General features: G+C 66.3%; 18 protein-coding genes. 7 read left to right on the forward strand and 11 right to left on the reverse strand.

Going from position 1 to position 15,010, the window contains the following annotated elements:
- Positions 1 to 68: 68 nt before the first annotated feature.
- Together CSQ93_RS05185 and gstA are read left to right on the forward strand one after the other, a co-directional pair.
- Positions 69 to 965, forward strand: a complete 897-nt coding sequence (locus CSQ93_RS05185) for a LysR family transcriptional regulator (protein WP_099377057.1) — start codon at positions 69 to 71, stop codon at positions 963 to 965.
- Between the two features lie 109 nt (positions 966 to 1,074).
- Positions 1,075 to 1,689 (forward strand): glutathione transferase GstA, encoded by a 615-nt coding sequence (gene gstA / locus CSQ93_RS05190; protein ID WP_099377058.1) that lies wholly within the window; start codon positions 1,075 to 1,077, stop codon positions 1,687 to 1,689.
- 22 nt (positions 1,690 to 1,711) lie between these two features.
- On the opposite strand, the gene CSQ93_RS05195 is transcribed toward gstA, so the two are convergent.
- Positions 1,712 to 2,158, reverse strand: coding sequence for a PaaI family thioesterase (locus CSQ93_RS05195; RefSeq protein ID WP_099377059.1), 447 nt, complete (start codon positions 2,156 to 2,158; stop codon positions 1,712 to 1,714).
- Positions 2,159 to 2,338: 180 nt separating this feature from the next.
- On the opposite strand from CSQ93_RS05195, the gene CSQ93_RS05200 reads away from it, so the two are divergent.
- Positions 2,339 to 3,436: an acyl-CoA dehydrogenase gene (locus CSQ93_RS05200; RefSeq protein ID WP_099377060.1), complete on the forward strand. Its 1,098-nt coding sequence runs from the start codon at positions 2,339 to 2,341 to the stop codon at positions 3,434 to 3,436.
- On the opposite strand, the gene CSQ93_RS05205 is transcribed toward CSQ93_RS05200, so the two are convergent.
- Genes CSQ93_RS05205 through CSQ93_RS05215 form a run of 3 tightly spaced genes read right to left on the reverse strand, consistent with a single transcriptional unit; the run spans position 3,422 to position 6,174 of the window.
- Complete coding sequence (locus CSQ93_RS05205; protein WP_099377061.1) at positions 3,422 to 4,789, reverse strand: MFS transporter; 1,368 nt, start codon at positions 4,787 to 4,789, stop codon at positions 3,422 to 3,424. The genes CSQ93_RS05200 and CSQ93_RS05205 overlap by 15 nt on opposite strands.
- Positions 4,790 to 4,829: 40 nt before the next feature.
- Positions 4,830 to 5,477, reverse strand: a complete 648-nt coding sequence (locus tag CSQ93_RS05210; protein WP_099377062.1) for a 4-carboxy-4-hydroxy-2-oxoadipate aldolase/oxaloacetate decarboxylase — start codon at positions 5,475 to 5,477, stop codon at positions 4,830 to 4,832.
- A gap of 34 nt (positions 5,478 to 5,511) precedes the next feature.
- Complete coding sequence (locus tag CSQ93_RS05215; RefSeq protein WP_099377063.1) at positions 5,512 to 6,174, reverse strand: RraA family protein; 663 nt, start codon at positions 6,172 to 6,174, stop codon at positions 5,512 to 5,514.
- Between the two features lie 93 nt (positions 6,175 to 6,267).
- Between CSQ93_RS05215 and CSQ93_RS05220 the strand changes: the two genes are divergently transcribed.
- On the forward strand, positions 6,268 to 7,161 hold the full coding sequence (locus tag CSQ93_RS05220; protein ID WP_099377064.1) for a LysR family transcriptional regulator: 894 nt from the start codon (positions 6,268 to 6,270) through the stop codon (positions 7,159 to 7,161).
- Here the strand turns inward: CSQ93_RS05220 and CSQ93_RS05225 are convergent, their stop codons facing one another.
- Positions 7,162 to 7,653, reverse strand: coding sequence for a (R)-mandelonitrile lyase (locus tag CSQ93_RS05225; protein WP_099377065.1), 492 nt, complete (start codon positions 7,651 to 7,653; stop codon positions 7,162 to 7,164).
- Between the two features lie 259 nt (positions 7,654 to 7,912).
- Here CSQ93_RS05225 and CSQ93_RS05230 point away from each other — a divergent pair, with 259 nt between their 5' ends.
- From CSQ93_RS05230 to CSQ93_RS05240, 3 genes are all read left to right on the forward strand, one after another.
- Positions 7,913 to 8,746, forward strand: coding sequence for an HDOD domain-containing protein (locus CSQ93_RS05230; RefSeq protein WP_233516049.1), 834 nt, complete (start codon positions 7,913 to 7,915; stop codon positions 8,744 to 8,746).
- A 92-nt stretch (positions 8,747 to 8,838) separates the two neighbouring features.
- The gene (locus tag CSQ93_RS05235) at positions 8,839 to 9,270 is read left to right on the forward strand and encodes a hypothetical protein (RefSeq protein ID WP_099377066.1); all 432 of its coding nucleotides are present in this window, start codon (positions 8,839 to 8,841) and stop codon (positions 9,268 to 9,270) included.
- On the forward strand, positions 9,267 to 10,208 hold the full coding sequence (locus tag CSQ93_RS05240) for a DUF2145 domain-containing protein (protein ID WP_099377067.1): 942 nt from the start codon (positions 9,267 to 9,269) through the stop codon (positions 10,206 to 10,208). Before CSQ93_RS05235 ends, CSQ93_RS05240 begins: the two co-directional genes overlap by 4 nt.
- Here the strand turns inward: CSQ93_RS05240 and CSQ93_RS05245 are convergent.
- From CSQ93_RS05245 to CSQ93_RS05270, 6 genes are all read right to left on the reverse strand, one after another.
- Positions 10,174 to 11,478, reverse strand: coding sequence for a glycosyltransferase (locus tag CSQ93_RS05245; RefSeq protein ID WP_099377068.1), 1,305 nt, complete (start codon positions 11,476 to 11,478; stop codon positions 10,174 to 10,176). The two genes, CSQ93_RS05240 and CSQ93_RS05245, sit on opposite strands and share 35 nt — an antisense overlap.
- A gap of 163 nt (positions 11,479 to 11,641) precedes the next feature.
- Positions 11,642 to 12,091 carry a GNAT family N-acetyltransferase gene (locus CSQ93_RS05250; protein ID WP_099377069.1) on the reverse strand — a complete coding sequence of 150 codons (450 nt, stop codon included), beginning with the start codon at positions 12,089 to 12,091 and terminating at the stop codon, positions 11,642 to 11,644.
- 45 nt (positions 12,092 to 12,136) lie between these two features.
- Entirely contained in the window at positions 12,137 to 12,766 is a 630-nt protein-coding gene (locus tag CSQ93_RS05255) for an NAD(P)H-binding protein (protein ID WP_099377070.1), read from the reverse strand.
- Positions 12,767 to 12,824: 58 nt separating this feature from the next.
- Positions 12,825 to 13,208, reverse strand: a complete 384-nt coding sequence (locus tag CSQ93_RS05260; RefSeq protein ID WP_099377071.1) for a nuclear transport factor 2 family protein — start codon at positions 13,206 to 13,208, stop codon at positions 12,825 to 12,827.
- A 41-nt stretch (positions 13,209 to 13,249) separates the two neighbouring features.
- Positions 13,250 to 14,350, reverse strand: a complete 1,101-nt coding sequence (locus CSQ93_RS05265) for an alkene reductase (RefSeq protein WP_099377072.1) — start codon at positions 14,348 to 14,350, stop codon at positions 13,250 to 13,252.
- 72 nt (positions 14,351 to 14,422) lie between these two features.
- A complete protein-coding gene (locus CSQ93_RS05270) occupies positions 14,423 to 15,007 on the reverse strand; it encodes a TetR/AcrR family transcriptional regulator (RefSeq protein ID WP_199534262.1) in 585 nt (194 codons plus the stop codon).
- Positions 15,008 to 15,010 lie beyond the last annotated feature (3 nt).

The following is a 15,010-nucleotide window of genomic DNA, read 5'->3' on the forward strand; positions in this document are numbered from 1 at the left end:
CCATGAATAGATGCTAAAGTCCGCATGAACTTATTAGTATCACTAATGAATAAAAGAGGCACTCCGCCATGGCACAAACCAACTTCAACGACATCCTCGCCTTCGTGGCCGTGGCCCGCGAAGGCAGTTTTACCCGCGCGGCGGCCAAGCTGGGCGTGTCGCAATCGGCCCTGAGCCAGACGGTGCGCGCGCTGGAAGAGCGGCTCGACTTGCGCCTGCTGGTGCGCACCACGCGCAGCGTCTCGCCCACGGAAGCGGGCGAACAGCTGCTGCGCACGGTGGCGCCCCGTTTCGACGAAATCGAGGCGGAGCTGGCCCTGCTCAGCGAGCGGCGCGACAAGCCGGCCGGCAACATTCGCATCAGCGCGGGAGAACACTCGGCGCTGACAGTATTGCAGCCGGCCATCGCCCGCTTGCTGCCGAACTATCCCGACATCAACATCGAAGTCGTCGTCGACAACGGCATGACCGATATCGTGGCCGCGCGCTGCGACGCGGGCGTGCGCCTGGGCGAGCAAGTGGCCAAGGACATGATCGCCATGCCCATCGGCCCGGATTTCCGCATGGCCATCGTCGCGTCGCCCGCCTACTTCGCCCGCCATGCGCCGCCCGCCACGCCGCAGGACTTGATGGCGCACAACTGCATCAACATGCGCCTGCCCACCCTGGGCGGCCTGTTTGCCTGGGAGTTTGCCAAGGATGGGCAGGAGCTGAAAGTGCGGGTCGAAGGGCAAATGATCTACAACAACATGGCCATGCGATTGCATTCGGCGCTCGATGGCCTGGGCGTGGCCTGCATGGCGGAAGATGTGGTGCAGCCTTACGTGGCCGATGGCCGTTTGATCCGCGTGCTCGATGACTGGTGCCCCACGTATGCGGGCTACAAGCTGTATTACCCGAGCCGGCGCCACCCGTCGCCCGCGTTTACCTTGCTGCTCGACACCTTGCGCTATTCCCAGGTTTGAGCCAGCGCAATCATTCACCGGGCAGAAAGTGTGAATTGCGCGAACACGCGTTTACCGTGCGGCGGCGCGGGACTATAGTGGCTTCTTTCCCACCTGTTCAAGGATCGCCATGAAACTCTTTTACTCGCCGGGCGCCTGCTCGCAGGCGCCACACATCATCCTGCGCGAAACGGGCACGCCGTTCACCCTGGTCAAGGTCGACCTGGGCCAGCACAAGACGCTGGAAGGCGGCAATTACTACGAACTCAACCCCAAAGGCCAGGTGCCGCTGCTGGCACTCGATGATGGCACGACCTTGAGCGAAGGCCCCGTCATCGCCCAGTACATCGCCGAACAGGCCGGCAGACAGGATTTATTGCCGCCGGTGGGCAATTTTGCCCGCTACAAGGTGCTGGAATGGCAGAACTACATCACGTCCGAGCTGCATAAATCGTTCAGTCCCCTGTTCGATCCCCGCATCGACGCTACCACCAAGGCCTTGTTCATTGAGCAATTGGGCAAGAAATACAAATGGGTGAACAGCCGCCTGGAAGGCCAGGCCTGCCTCACGGGCAACACCTTCACGGTCGCCGACGCCTACCTGTTCGTCATCACGGGCTGGGCGCCAGGCCTGGGCGTGGATTTGTCCGCGCTGGAAAATCTGCAAGCTTTCCTGGGCCGAATTGCCCTGCGCGACAGCGTCAAGACGGCATTGGCAGCGGAAGGCTTGGTCAAGGCGGATTGAGCGCCGTTGTGCGGTGCACGGCTCACGTCTTTTCCGACTTGCCGTGCATCACCATGATGGTTTGCTGCATCAGCGCGCACAGGGTTTCCTTGCCGTCGCGCACGGCGAACACTTCGGCCTGCGTAACGATCAGGGTGCGGCCCGGGCGCACCACCTTGCCGCGCGCGATCAGTTTTTCACCATCGGCGGGCGCCAGCAGATTCATCTTGTATTCCACCGTCAGCACGGACGCGCCATCGGCCACCATGGTCATGGCCGCGTAACCGGCGGCCGAGTCCGCGATCATGCCCACCACGCCGCCATGCACGAAGCCATGCTGCTGCTCGATGCCGCGCCAGTGCGGCACGTGGATTTCCGTGCTGCCATGCGCCACCACGGGCAGGCTCGCCTGGATCAAGGTCATGGCGTTCTGCAGCGCAAAACTGGTGCGGACTTTCTCGGCGAAGTGCGGGTCGGGAAGACGGGACATGGTTTTGCGCTTTCAGGATAAGTGCTGCATGGAAGGGACCATGCGACTGTACCTGCTTATGGCCGGCACCGGCCATCCGCTGTCGTCATTTTCACCAATTGCGATGCACAGGCCGCGAACTACCCGGTACACGCCCCGCTATGCGAAAATGCCCGCCTTCGCCATTGCCGGATGTTACCCATGCCGTACGCTGCCCTTGCCACCCTTTCCGAGCGCGACGCACGCCGTATCGCGCGCCACGCCCAGGCGGCCGACGCCGCCCGCTTTTTGCATCCGGCCCAGCAAGCCTTGCTGCACCGGCGCGGCTGGCTGACGATGCTGGCGCCGCGCAGCGCGGGGGGCGCCGAGCGGCCCTTGCCGCAAGTGGTGCGCCTGGAAGAAGCCGTGGCCGCCGTCGACGGCAGCATGGGCTGGGTGCTGACCCTGTGCGCGGGGGCCGGCTGGTTCGCGGGCTTTTTGGCGCCCGACATGGCACGCGCCATCATCGGCACGCCGCGCGTCTGCCTGGGCGGCAGCGGCGCGGCCACCGGTTACGCGGAGGAAGAAGGCGACGGCTACCGCATCACGGGCAGCTGGGATTACGCCAGCGGCGCGCCCATGGCCACGCACTTCACCCTGAACGCCCGGCTGCAGCGCGATGGCCAGCCCCTGCTCGATGCGGATGGAAAACCGCGCATCCGCGCCTTCCTCGTGCCCGCCGCGCTGGTGCAGCTGGTGCCGTCCTGGAACAGCATCGGCATGCGCGCCAGCGCCTCGCACAGCTACCGCATCGATGGCCAGTGGCTCGGCAAGGACCATGGCTTTGCGATCAGTCCTGACACCGCGACGGCCGACGGCCCGCTGTACCGCTACCCGTTCTTCTCGCTGGCCTACGTAACCCTGGCCGCCAACGTGGCCGGCATGGCCGCGCATTTCCTGGAATTGGCCGAAGAATGCATGCGCCACCGCCGCCATGCGCGCGAAGGCTTGCCGCTGCTGGACGTGCCGGCAGTGGTCGCCATGCTGCAAGGCAAGAAAGACGCGTTCACCGTCGCCCGCGCCCGCTTTTACGCCGTGCTGGACGACAGCTGGGCGCAGGTGGCGGCCGGCGCGGCGCTCGGCGCGGACGCCATGCAAGCCGTGCAAGACAGTTCGCTGGACCTGGTGGCCACGTGCCGCGCGGCCGTCGATGGCCTGTACCCGCACTGCGGCCTGTACGCGGCGCGCGAAGACAGCACCATCAACCGCGTCTGGCGCGATTTCCATACGGCCAGCCAGCATTCCTTACTGCTGCCCTGACGGCCGCAACTTGAGCGGTTCGGCGATGGTCAGTACCACCAGGAAGGTCAGGCAGGAAATGGCCGCCATGAAGCCGAACACATAATCCCAGCCGTAGTGGTCGAGCAGCATGCCGACGATCCACGGCGTGGCCGCGCCGCCCAGCTGGCCGCCCATGTTGACGACGGCATTGGCGACAGGGAATTTTTCCTTCGACACGAACTGCATCGGATACACCATGTAGGCGGAGAAACCAATGCTCAACAGCACGCCCGTGAGGAACAGCAGCGCGCCGTATTGGAGCGGGTCGGCCGGCGCATGGATCAGCAAGTACATCATCACGGCCGTCGACAGGGCGGAAATGAGCATGCCGGGTTTCCTGCGCTTGTCGAGCACGCGGTCAGCCAGCAAGCCGCCCAGGATATTGCCGAAGACGGCGCCCACCCACGGCGCGGCCGCCACCATGCCCATGTTCATGATGGAAAACTGTTTTACCGTCAGCAAGTACGTGGGAATCCAGGCCAGCAGCACGCTGGAAATGCCCAGCTGGCAGCAATAGCCGAGCGCGCAGCCGAGAATATTCCACGACGCAAACACGCCACGGCTGGTGCTGACGGTGGGCACCTGGCGGACGCGGATCAGTTTGTCGAGCCAGGGCATGGGCCGCGACGTGGCCGCCGTACCGGTGCTGCTGCCATCCGGCGCCTTTTCTTCGATGACGGCCAGTTCTTCCCCATTGACGAAACGGCTCTCCATCGGCTTGTTGGTGACCAGGAAATACCAGAAAATGGCCAGGATCACGCCGGGCACGGAAAACCAGATGAACACTTCGCGCCAGCCCCAGACGGCAATGATGGCCGCGCCCAGGATCGGCGTGATGACGGGGCCAAACTTGACGGCCGACAAGAACAGTCCCGACGCCGTGCCCTTCTCGCGCGACGGGAACCAGTGATTGATGGTGGTCGTCACGCCGATCGGCAACGGCCCTTCGGCCAGGCCCAGGCCGAGGCGGCACAGTTTCAATGACAGCAGGGAACCCACCAGCCCCGTCAGTCCCGTGGCGATCGACGTGAGCACCATGGAAATGGTAAACACCTTGCGCACGCCGAACTTCGACAGCAGCCAGGCGGAAGGCAGTTGCGCCAGCGCATAGGCGACGAGGAACAGGCTGACGAGGCCGCCCGCATCGGTATTGCTCATTTCAAATTCCTTGCGCAAAAACGGCAAGACCACGCCCAAATTGGCGCGGTCGGCGGCGGCAATCGTGTAGACGATGAAAAACAGGGCCGCGACGACCCAGCGGTAGCGCGTGGGACGGCGGACGGCCAGCGGTGCGGCGGGCGCCGCAGCCGGGGCGGTAATGGTGGTATGCATGAGGGTGTCTCCTGATTTTTTTTAGTGGTGGGCACAGAGGTCAGTGCAGTGCCAGCCGGCGCAAGGTCTCTTCCAGCCCCAGCAGGTCGACGGTCGTGGCGCCGTCTCGGATCTGCTGGCGGAAGCGCGCTTCCTTCTCTTCGCGCTGGCGGCTTTTCTGCAGCACCGCATCCACCTCGTGGCGCCGCACCACCACCACGCCATCCTGGTCGCCGACGATGATGTCGCCGGGATCGATGCTGACGTCGCCAATGGTGACGGTCACGTTGAGGCGCCCCGGCTGGTGCTTGCCCGTGCCCTTGATCGACAAACCCCGGCTGAAGACGGGAAAGCCCGCCTCGGTCATGGCGGCCGCGTCGCGCACGGCGCCGTGGATCACCAGGCCGGCCAGGCCGATCCGCTGCGCCTGCTCGGTGAAGACGTCGCCCCACACGCCCGCTTCCAGGAAACCCTTGGCGTCGACCACCAGCACGTCGCCGGGCTGGGCTTTCAACATGGCGTAGTGCAGCATCAGGTTGTCGGCCGGGCGCGTATCCACGGTCAGGGCCGGGCCGGCCAGGCGCATGCCGGGCGCAATCGGCTTGATGCCGCTGTCGAGCGCGCCTTTCGCGCCCTGCGCTTCATAGATGGTGGCCGCGCCCAGCTGGCGCAGGGCGTGCAGGGTTGCAATGGAAACATGCTGGTCCATGGTGTGCTTTCTGAGAGGTAAAGAGAGGGGAAATTCAGGCAGCCGCAGGCTTGCGCTGCAAGGTGTGATAGCCGAACTGGCGCCGCGCGTCGCGCAGCGACACGCCGTCCAGCGCGGCGGCGACGATGCGCAATTCCACCGCCTGCATGGCCAGGGCGCGTTCAAAAACGGCGTGCGCCCGGCCCGCCGGCACGATGACGACACCATCCTGATCGGCCACGACGAGGTCGCCGGGCGCCACGCGCACGCCGGCCAGGCTGACGGGCGCGCCAACGGCGTCCACCTGCACCCGATCCTTGCCGGTGCGCATGAAGCGCCCCAGCGCAAACAGGGGGTAACCGGCGGCGTCCGCTTCCGCCGTGTCGCGGCACACGCCGCCGATGACGGTGCCGGCCACGCCCCGCTGCGCCGCCAGCTGGCTCATGATGCCGCCCCAGACCGTGCAATCGCTGCGGCCAGCGTTATCGAGCACGGCGATGGCGCCCGCAGGAATATCGTCGAGGTAATCGCCCACCGTGCCCGGCGACTGGCTGTCGACGGGCGCGAAGCGCACGGTAAAGGCGGGACCGAACAGGCGCCGCGGCCCGGCCACGGGGACGAGGCCAGGCACGCTTCCTGGCAAGCCGAAATAATCGAGCGCGTCCGACACTTCCGCACTGCTCAGGCCGCGCGCCTGCGTGAATACACTGTCTTCCATGAAACGTCTCCAGATATTGTTGTCGTGGAACCCAGTTTCATATAAAGTGTTTTCAATATCAAACATCGATTATTGACTCTTGGATCAATAAAAATGAACTTAAGACAGTTGCGGTATTTTTGCGAGGTGGTGGAAGCGGGCAGCGCCGCGCACGCGGCCGAGCGCCTGCACGTGGCGCCGACGGCCATCAGCATGCAGCTGGGGCAGCTGGAAGCCCACCTGGGCGGTGAGCTGTTCGACCGTTCGCGCCGGCCCATGGAGCCGACGCCGCTGGGCCGGTTTTTCTACCCGCGCGCCAAGGAACTGCTGCTGCAGGCGGCGCGCCTGGACGACGAGGCCAAGGGCCTGGCAACGGGCAGCCATGGCTGGCTGGGCATCGCATTTACCCGCTCGGCCACGTTTTCCGTGCTGCCACGGGCCATCCGGCAATTTCGCGCCGTCTATCCGCAAGTGCAGCTGGACCTGGTCGAGGCGCTGTCCGAATACCAGCCGGCGCAGCTGCGCCAGGGGCGCATCGATATCGGCCTGTCGCGCTTCATCGGCCCCTGCGAAGCGCCGCCCGACCTGTGCCACGCGGTCACGCTGGACGACCCGCTGGTGGCCGCCCTGCCCCTGCACCATCGGCTGGCGGGCCGCAAGTCGCTGCGCGCGGCCGAGCTGGCGGACATCCCCTTCATCCTGTATCCGAAAGACCCGATCAGCCCGTTTGGCCAGCAGATCGTCGCCGCGCTGAAGGCGGCGGGCGCCGAGCCGGCCGTGGCGTATTCCGCCGTGGAAATCTACACGGCCCTGTCACTGGTGGCCGCCGGCCTGGGCGCCACCCTGGTAGCCCGCTCGATCGCGGAAAACAACCGCACCGACGTGGTCTTCCTGCCCGTGGACGATATCGCCACCAGCACCACCGTGGTGGCCGTGACGCGCGCCGATGAAAAAAGCCGCCTGGTGGCGGCTTTCCTGGAGATACTGGCGCACGGCGAACAGTCCTGACTACCTGGGGTAGCTGTCATCCGCCACGTGCTCCAGCCAGTTGACGGCCGTGCCATCTTGCGCCTCCGCAATGGCAACATGCTGCATGGCAGACGTGGCCGTGGCGCCGTGCCAGTGCTTGACGCCGGGCGGTATCCACGCCACGTCGCCCACGGCCAGCGCCTGCAGCGGCCCCTGCCAATGCTGCACCCAGCCATGGCCTTGCGTGACGATCAGGGTCTGGCCCAGCGGATGCGTATGCCAGGCCGTGCGGGCGCCGGGCGCGAAGGTGACGAGGCCGCCGCCCACGCGGGCCGGAGCCAGGCGCTGGAACCTGGCGCCGACTTCGACCGTGCCCGTGAAATAGGCGGCGTCGCCGATGCTGGCGGGCATGGCGGCGGCGCGCGTGACAGTGACTGCCGCTGGCGCGGCAGCAGCAGCGGCGCCCGCTTCGGCGGACGCGGCCCCGGCGGGCAGGCAGAGCGGCAAGAGTGCCGCGGCGTATCGATGCATGTCTGGTTTCCTTTCTTGCCGGTATGATTGGTCTCACGTGCCGCCGGGCAGCCGGCGTCGCCTGTCCTGGCCATACAAGCTTAACAGCGCTGGCCCGTGCTGATTAGCGCCATAAACCCACTAGGGTCTATAAGCTGGACTGATGAATAGGTCGAGGCGCGGTCGAGGCGCGGCCTATTTCACAGGAAAGGCTGTCGGGCGCCATGCAGGCCGGATTGCCTGATAAGATGGGGCATTGCTACTTCTCGCTCCCCTATCCATGCACGTCAACACGCTCAGCAGTCTGGCGCAACTTCTGGCCAGCGCCGAAACGGAAACCCTGGCTTTTCCCACCAGCATCAATACGGCCCTGCTCCTGCAAAAGGAACTGGCGAATCCGGATTGCCACTCGGCCGACATCAGCCGGCTGCTGCTGTGCGAACCGACCTTGTCGGCGCGCGCCGTGGCGCTGGCCAATTCGGCCCTGTTCGCGCCCGGCCAGGCGCCCGCCCTCACCAGCGTGCGCGCCGCAGTCGAACGGCTGGGCCACCGCAACCTGTATGCGCTGGCCACGGCGGCCGTCATCCGCCAGCTGAACGCGGGCATCCGCGACGAAGCCTTGCGCGCCCGCGCCACCCAGCTGTGGGCGCACACCGTGCACGTGGCGGCCCTGGCGCATGGGCTGGCGGGCGCCGTCACGCACACTGATGCCGACACGGCCCTGTTCGCCGGCATCGTGCATGAAGTGGCCGGTTTTTATTTGCTGGCCCAGGCCGACAAGACGCCGGGCCTGTACGCCGAGCTGGAAACGCAGATGGCATCCACGCTGGAAGTGATCGGCCGCGCGCTGATGCGCCAGCTGGGCGTGCCGCTGCCGGTAGCTGATGCCGTCAACGCCTTGCCCGGTTCGACCATCATGCTGCCGCCCGAGGGCTTGCGCGACACCCTGCTGCTGGCCAAGGCGCTGGCACCCGTGCCGACACCGCTGCCGCAGGCCAGCGTCACCGTCAGCGCGCCGCTGCAAGCGTATCTGGAAAATGATCCCGTGCTGCAGGCGCTGCGCACGCAGCCGTCGGCCGAAGCGAAGGGCCTGATCGAGGTACTGCTCAGCTGATAAGCGATCTGCTATGATGGCGCAGGCCGGGACAGACCCGGCGCGCTTTCATTGACGTCCACTGGAAAACTGCCTTGACTATCTCCTTACGCATGCTCGGCCTGGCCGCAGCTCTGACCGTGGCGTGCAACGCCAACGCCGACAGTTTCGTTTCCTCGGCCTCCAGCGCCGGCTCCCAGTCGAGCGGCAGCATTTCCGATTCGCTCAACGGTTCGAGCAACAGCTCCTCGCGCGACAACAAGGTGGCCAATGGCCCCTACCGCATCATCGACGTGGCAGCCCTGCCAGGCCGCGACGGCATGAGGCGTTTGACCATGCAGGCCGACGCCACGGCAACGCCGCTGGTGCTGGACTTGCCGCAAGCGGCACTCGACAAGCAGCAGCTGGCGCAGGGTGACGTGGTGCATGCGCAAAACCGCGCCTATGGCATCGAATTCTCGCGCAACGACACGCGCGCCGCCTTCTTCCTCGTGCTGGCCGACGACTGGTACGGCGAAATGGCCACGCGTCCCGTCAGCCTTTGATTTTGCGCAAACTGGCGCCGCTGCTGGCCGGCTGCGCCGCGCTCGTCCTGGCTGGCGCGGCCCAGGCGGGCACCTCGCTCGCCTCATCGCGCTTTTGCGACCGCGCGCAGGAACTCACGGCCACGGAACAGGACCGCCTGTTGCGCTTTGCCGCCGTCGTGCGCGAGGAACTGGCCGCCAGCGAAGGCAGCGTGGCCCTCATCAGCCGCTCCGGCCTGGACCTGGCCCGCTTCGGCATCCGCTACTCGCACGCGGCGCTGGCCTGGCGCCACGACAATGACAGCGGCTGGTCCGCGCGCCAGCTGTACTACGCCTGCGACGAAGGCCGCCCACGCATCTTCGACCAGGGCACGGCCGGTTTCGCCATGGGCACGGAAAATCCGTCACTTGGCTACATCTCCCTCGTGAAACTGCCTGCAGAAACCGTGCCACCCCTGCGCCGCGCCCTGCTCGACCCCGTGCGCGTGCAGCAGTTGCTGGCGGGCCGCTACAGCGCCAACGCGTACGCCTTCAATTTGAAATACCAGAACTGCAATCAGTGGGTGGTGGAAATGCTGGCCGCAGCCTGGGGCGAGCTGGCCGCCGGCAGCGACTTGCGCGCCCGCGCCCAGGACTGGCTGCGCGCCGCGCCGTATGCGCCCGCCCCCGTCGACGTCGGCGCGCGCTGGCTGATGCTGGGCTCGATCTTCGTGCCTCTCGTGCACATGGATGACCACCCGCCGGAAGCCATCGGCACGATGCAGCTGGCAGTGAGCCTGCCGGCCAGCCTGGAAGCGTTCGCGCGCCAGCGCCTGCCCGCCAGCGAACGCGTGGAAATCTGCCACGACGGCAAGCAGGTGGTCGTGCACCGGGGCTGGGAACCGATCGCCGACGGCTGCGTGCCCGGCGCAAACGACCGTGTCATCACCCTCGACGACGGTGCGCCCCAGTCCCGATAAGCGCCGCCTCGACGTGATCGAGCAGGCGCGCTGATTCGAGTCCCTGCCCCATCCTGCGGGCCACGTCGGCGCACGCCAACTGAACCTCGGGCGCGGCCAGCAGGCGCGCCAGTTGCCGCCGCATGCGCCCCGCCGACAGGCGTTTGGCCAGCAAGACATCCCCTACACCGAGCCGTTTGGCGCGCCAGCCGTTATCGAACTGGTCGTACGCGAATGGCACGATCAGTTGCGGGACGCCCGCGCGGAAGGCGTCCGCGCTGGTGCCGATGCCGCCGTGGTGCACCACGGCCGCCACGCGCGGCAACAGCGCCGCAAACGGCACGTGCGCCTGCCACATCACGGTCGGCGGCAAGTGTTGCGGCACTTGCGCCGCGTGGGGCGTGAGGAACAGGCCGCGCCGCCCCAGCCGCCGCAAGACGTCCAGCGCGATGCTGAAATAGCGTTGCGCGTGCTGGTGGCCGGTACCGGGCGTAAACACGATGGGCGGCTCGCCCTCGTCCAGAAAACGTTCCAGCTCCGGCGGCAGCGCCGCAGCGCCATGCATGGCGGCGCCGGTGAAATCGGCTTGCACGAAGTGCGGCGGCCAGTCCGCCTGCGGCGCGGCGAACCAGGCGGGGAACAGCCCCAGCGAGGCATCCGGCGCGGCCAGCATGTGCGCAAAAAAATGCGCTTCCGGCGGCAGCCCATGCTGCGCGCGCGCGCCATTCAGGCCCGGCAGCAGCACCGGGTCGACCATGCTGCGGTGGATCAGCCGCCACAGCGCCTGGCGCCAGGCCAGCGGCACCCAGGCGGGAATCCGCAAGGAGCCGGCCGCCAGGAAGTCATGGCTGCTGCACAGGTTCGATGGCGCCAGATACGCCGCGACGATGCGCAAGTCAGGGCGCACGGAGCGCGCCAGGGCCGCCATCGGCACGAGGATCGGGTGGCACAGCACCACGCACGGCTCGCCGGCCGGCAAGCCTTGCACGACGTCGCGCACGGCGCCCAGGTGCGGCACGAGGCCATTCCACACCACACCCCAACCCTTGCGCTCATCCCACAGGCCTGGGTCGCCCAGCATGGCCTGCCCCTCTTCTACGCTGCCAAAGATTTGATACGGCAGCCTTGACGCCTGCGCGGCCGCTTCCTGCCAGCCCGGCACCAGCAGCAGCACGCGCCGGCCCCGTTGCTGCAAGCCCTGCGCCAGCGCGATAAACGGTTGCATGTCGCCGCCGGTGCCGCTGCTGGCCACGATGACGAGCGGGGATGGCGGCAGGCTGTCATCAGCCATGCTGCCCTCCGTGCCTGGCGGCGGTCTGCAATGGGAGGTCAAACGAGAGTGACGGGCGCATGGGCATCTTTCCTAGTTGAAACACCCAACGATAGTAAGCGACTAACGTTACCATCTCAATCAGTATTTGGCCGAAGCATGACGCCATGCCAGCCGGCAGTTGTTACACGGGCAGTTGCAACATCATGTCCCACTGGTCGATGCCTGGCCCGAAGCCATCCGGCGTCACCTTGACTGCCTCAAAACCGAAGCGCGCATAAAAACGCTGCGTGTGCTGGCTGGTATTCATGCTCACGCTGGCGACTCCCGGCATGGCACGGATGGCGTCCAGGCGCGCCTGCGTCAGCGCGCGGCCCAGTCCCTGCCCATGCAGATCCTGCGCCACCATGCCCCAGCACAGGCTGGCGACGGTGCCGCCCGCCTCAATGGCATGGCCGCCGCAGGCGACGATGTCTCCGTCGCGTTCGATGACCAGATACGGATGCGTCGATGCTTCCAGCCAGGCGGCAAAGCCCGCACGCTCGGACGGGTCGAAAAAACGCGGCGTATTGCCGTCGAAAAGGGCCAGGCAGGCGTCGCGGTCGCCGGCCTGGTAAGGGCGTACTGTCTGCATTGTGATCCTTTCAAAAACGGGAAGATAAATGATACGGGCATGCGCTCACAGCAGCTGCTCCGACGTCACCACATGCACGCCCGGCGCGGCGGCCAGCGCCGCTTCCAGCAAGGCGCTGGCGATGCGCGGCGCGGGATTGATGCGCCAGCGGCGCGGCAGCACGGGAGCGAGCACGCGCAGCAGGCGCAAGGCGGCGCCCTCGCCCGCCCGCGCCACGTCGCGTTCGCCGCCAATCAGACCGGGTCGCACGTGCGTGAGCGAGTAAAAACCCAGCGCTTCCAGGTCGCGCTCCAGCTCGCCCTTGACGCGGTTATAAAAGAAGCGCGAAGCGGCGTCGGCGCCGGCCGCGGAATTGAGCGCATACGTGCGCGTGCCGGCCGCCAGCGCCAGGCGCGCCACGACCAGCGGATAGTCATGGTCAACCCGTCGGAACGCCTGTCGCGTGCCCGCCGCCTTCATGGTCGTGCCCAGGGTGCAGATGACGGCGTCCGCCTGCCACCAGGGCGCCTCCGCCGGCAAGCGGTCGAAGTCGACGAGCGGCGCTTCCAGCTTCGGATGCGCCGGCATGGGCTTGCGCACGGGCGCGACGATGGCCGTGACGCGCGCGTCGGCCAGGGCCAGGCGCAGTACTTCGCGGCCCACCAGGCCCGTGGCGCCTGTCAGTATCAGTTTCATTCATTCTCTCCGCATGCTGGACGCCACACGATACAGCATCGGGCGCCCAGCCAGTGCATCAGGCGCCCGCGTGCGTGTGATAAATCTTGCTGACGATGGTCCACTCGCCCTGCACCTTCAACAGGTTGAAAAAGTCGGTAAAGCGGAAACCCGAGATATCGTCCGTATCGACGCGCGCGCTGGCCGCCGTGCCCACGATGTCGACGCGCACGATGGCCGCCCTTGCCTGCGGCGATGGCCGGAAGGCGCTGTCGATGATCTCGAACAGGCCCTCGATGGGCCCGCCCGTCAGCTTATCGTCGCCATCGACGCCGAAAATGGTGGCCTGGCCGCTGAAAGCCGGGCGCATGATGCTGCTGTCGGCCTGCGCGCCGCCCGCATTGTATTGATTCAGCACGGCGACAATCGCCTGGTAATCCTGCACATAAGTGGTGTTGTTCATGTTGCGCTCCTTGGGTGAGTAAAAAAGAAAATCAAGAGAAATCAGTACAGGTTTGCGGGCCAGTCGGTGTAGCCGCTGGCGCCACCGCCGTAATACGCCTCGCGCGGCGCCACGGTCAGCGCCACGCCATGGCGCAGGCGGGCCACGAGGTCCGGGTTGGCGATAAAGGGACGGCCAAACGCCACCGCATCAACCTTGCCTTGCGCGCGACGCGCCTGCGCCAGCGGCAAGTCATAGTGGTTGTTGCCGATGTACGGACCGTCGAACAGCGCCCGCAACGCATCGAGGTCGACGCCTGTCGGCACAGCGCGCGAGGTGGCCGTGGCGCCCTCGACGAAGTGCAGGTACGCCAGTCCATGGCCGTTCAACTGTTCGATCAGATAGCCATAAGTGGCCATCACGTCGCTGTCGACGGGCGTATTGCCCGCGTCGGGCGTGACGGGGGACAGGCGGATGCCGACCCGCGCCCCGCCCCAGACGTTCACCACGGCTTGCGTCACTTCCAGGGTCAGCCGCGCGCGGTTTGCGATGCTGCCGCCATAAGAGTCCGTGCGCTGGTTGGTCGAATCGCGCAGGAACTGGTCGAGCAGGTAGCTGTTGGCCGAATGCACTTCGACGCCATCGAAACCGGCGCGCAGTGCGCATGCGGCCGCATGCGCATATTGCGCGACGATGCCGGCGATTTCCCCCGTTTCCAGTGCGCGTGGCATGGACACGGCCTGCATGCCGCTGGCGGTATAGGTGCTGCCCTCGGCCCGGATGGCGGAAGGGGCGACGGGCGCGGCGCCATCGGGCTGCAGGCTCGCATGCGAAAACCGCCCCACATGCCACAGCTGGCAGACGATCTTGCCGCCGGCCGCATGCACGGCATCGGTGACCAGCTTCCAGCCAGCCACCTGCTCGTCCGTCCAGATTCCGGGTGTCATGGCGTAGCCGCGCGCCTGGGCCGAAATATTCGTCGCTTCGCTGATGATCAGACCGGCGCTGGCGCGCTGGGCGTAATACTCGGCGTGCAAGGCGTTCGGCACGCCATCGTCGCCCATGCGGCTGCGTGTGAGCGGCGCCATGACGATGCGGTTGGCCAGCGCCAGCGCACCCAGGTCGACGGGAGAAAATAGATCGCTTTCATGCTGTTCGGTCATCGTACTGCTTTCATATTGTGCGAGAGGTCAAAATAACTGACCGGTCGTCTATTTAATGGTTAAAAAAAACGGCTAGGACAGCAGCCGTTGCGTGGTCGACATGGCGGCGTCGAACGGTCCGCCGTTCCTGGCCACCTTGACCATCAGAGAAGCGCCCAGCCACAACTGATACAGGGATTCGGCCAGCACGCGCGCCGCCGTCGCCGCCGCCACGGAACCGTCGAAGTGGCCCGCTTCCACGCACTGCGTCAGGCGCTCCAGGATGGCGCCCGTGCCCTGCTGCAGCACGGCGCCCATGTCCACGGACAGGTCGCACACTTCGGCGCCCAGCTTGACCACCAGGCATTTGCCTTCCGGCGCGCTGCTGGCCTGGGTGGCGCGCCAGTAGTCAAAATAGGCCAGCAGGCGCTCGCGCGCCGTGCCTGGTCCCGTCAGCAAGGCGTCGACCGTCTGCAGATAGGTGGTGAAATAGTCATCGAGCAAGGCTTGGCCAAACTCTTCCTTCGACTTGAAGTAATAGTAGAACGAGCCTTTCGGCACGCCAGCGGCCGCCACCAGCTCGGCCAGGCCCACGGCCGTATAGCCCTTCTCGGCCATCAGGGCATTGGCGATGTCGATCAGGTGCTGGCGCATGTCAGCGGAGGATTTTTTGCTCATGCA

It is taken from the genome of Janthinobacterium sp. BJB426 (assembly GCF_002735705.1).
In the GTDB taxonomy this organism is placed as follows: Bacteria; Pseudomonadota; Gammaproteobacteria; order Burkholderiales; family Burkholderiaceae_D; genus Janthinobacterium.

What these genes read in the sequence shown, in the direction of transcription:
- CSQ93_RS05220 (WP_099377064.1), top strand. Translation starts at nt 6,268, where the DNA reads ATGAACTTAAGACAGTTGCGGTATTTTTGCGAGGTGGTGGAAGCGGGC.
- CSQ93_RS05195 (WP_099377059.1), bottom strand. Translation starts at nt 2,158, where the DNA reads ATGTCCCGTCTTCCCGACCCGCACTTCGCCGAGAAAGTCCGCACCAGT.
- CSQ93_RS05205 (WP_099377061.1), bottom strand. Translation starts at nt 4,789, where the DNA reads ATGCATACCACCATTACCGCCCCGGCTGCGGCGCCCGCCGCACCGCTG.
- CSQ93_RS05250 (WP_099377069.1), bottom strand. Translation starts at nt 12,091, where the DNA reads ATGCAGACAGTACGCCCTTACCAGGCCGGCGACCGCGACGCCTGCCTG.
- CSQ93_RS05200 (WP_099377060.1), top strand. Translation starts at nt 2,339, where the DNA reads ATGCCGTACGCTGCCCTTGCCACCCTTTCCGAGCGCGACGCACGCCGT.
- CSQ93_RS05245 (WP_099377068.1), bottom strand. Translation starts at nt 11,478, where the DNA reads ATGGCTGATGACAGCCTGCCGCCATCCCCGCTCGTCATCGTGGCCAGC.
- CSQ93_RS05225 (WP_099377065.1), bottom strand. Translation starts at nt 7,653, where the DNA reads ATGCATCGATACGCCGCGGCACTCTTGCCGCTCTGCCTGCCCGCCGGG.
- CSQ93_RS05265 (WP_099377072.1), bottom strand. Translation starts at nt 14,350, where the DNA reads ATGACCGAACAGCATGAAAGCGATCTATTTTCTCCCGTCGACCTGGGT.
- CSQ93_RS05185 (WP_099377057.1), top strand. Translation starts at nt 69, where the DNA reads ATGGCACAAACCAACTTCAACGACATCCTCGCCTTCGTGGCCGTGGCC.
- CSQ93_RS05260 (WP_099377071.1), bottom strand. Translation starts at nt 13,208, where the DNA reads ATGAACAACACCACTTATGTGCAGGATTACCAGGCGATTGTCGCCGTG.
- CSQ93_RS05255 (WP_099377070.1), bottom strand. Translation starts at nt 12,766, where the DNA reads ATGAAACTGATACTGACAGGCGCCACGGGCCTGGTGGGCCGCGAAGTA.
- gstA (WP_099377058.1), top strand. Translation starts at nt 1,075, where the DNA reads ATGAAACTCTTTTACTCGCCGGGCGCCTGCTCGCAGGCGCCACACATC.
- CSQ93_RS05270 (WP_199534262.1), bottom strand. Translation starts at nt 15,007, where the DNA reads ATGAGCAAAAAATCCTCCGCTGACATGCGCCAGCACCTGATCGACATC.
- CSQ93_RS05230 (WP_233516049.1), top strand. Translation starts at nt 7,913, where the DNA reads ATGCACGTCAACACGCTCAGCAGTCTGGCGCAACTTCTGGCCAGCGCC.
- CSQ93_RS05215 (WP_099377063.1), bottom strand. Translation starts at nt 6,174, where the DNA reads ATGGAAGACAGTGTATTCACGCAGGCGCGCGGCCTGAGCAGTGCGGAA.
- CSQ93_RS05210 (WP_099377062.1), bottom strand. Translation starts at nt 5,477, where the DNA reads ATGGACCAGCATGTTTCCATTGCAACCCTGCACGCCCTGCGCCAGCTG.
- CSQ93_RS05235 (WP_099377066.1), top strand. Translation starts at nt 8,839, where the DNA reads ATGCTCGGCCTGGCCGCAGCTCTGACCGTGGCGTGCAACGCCAACGCC.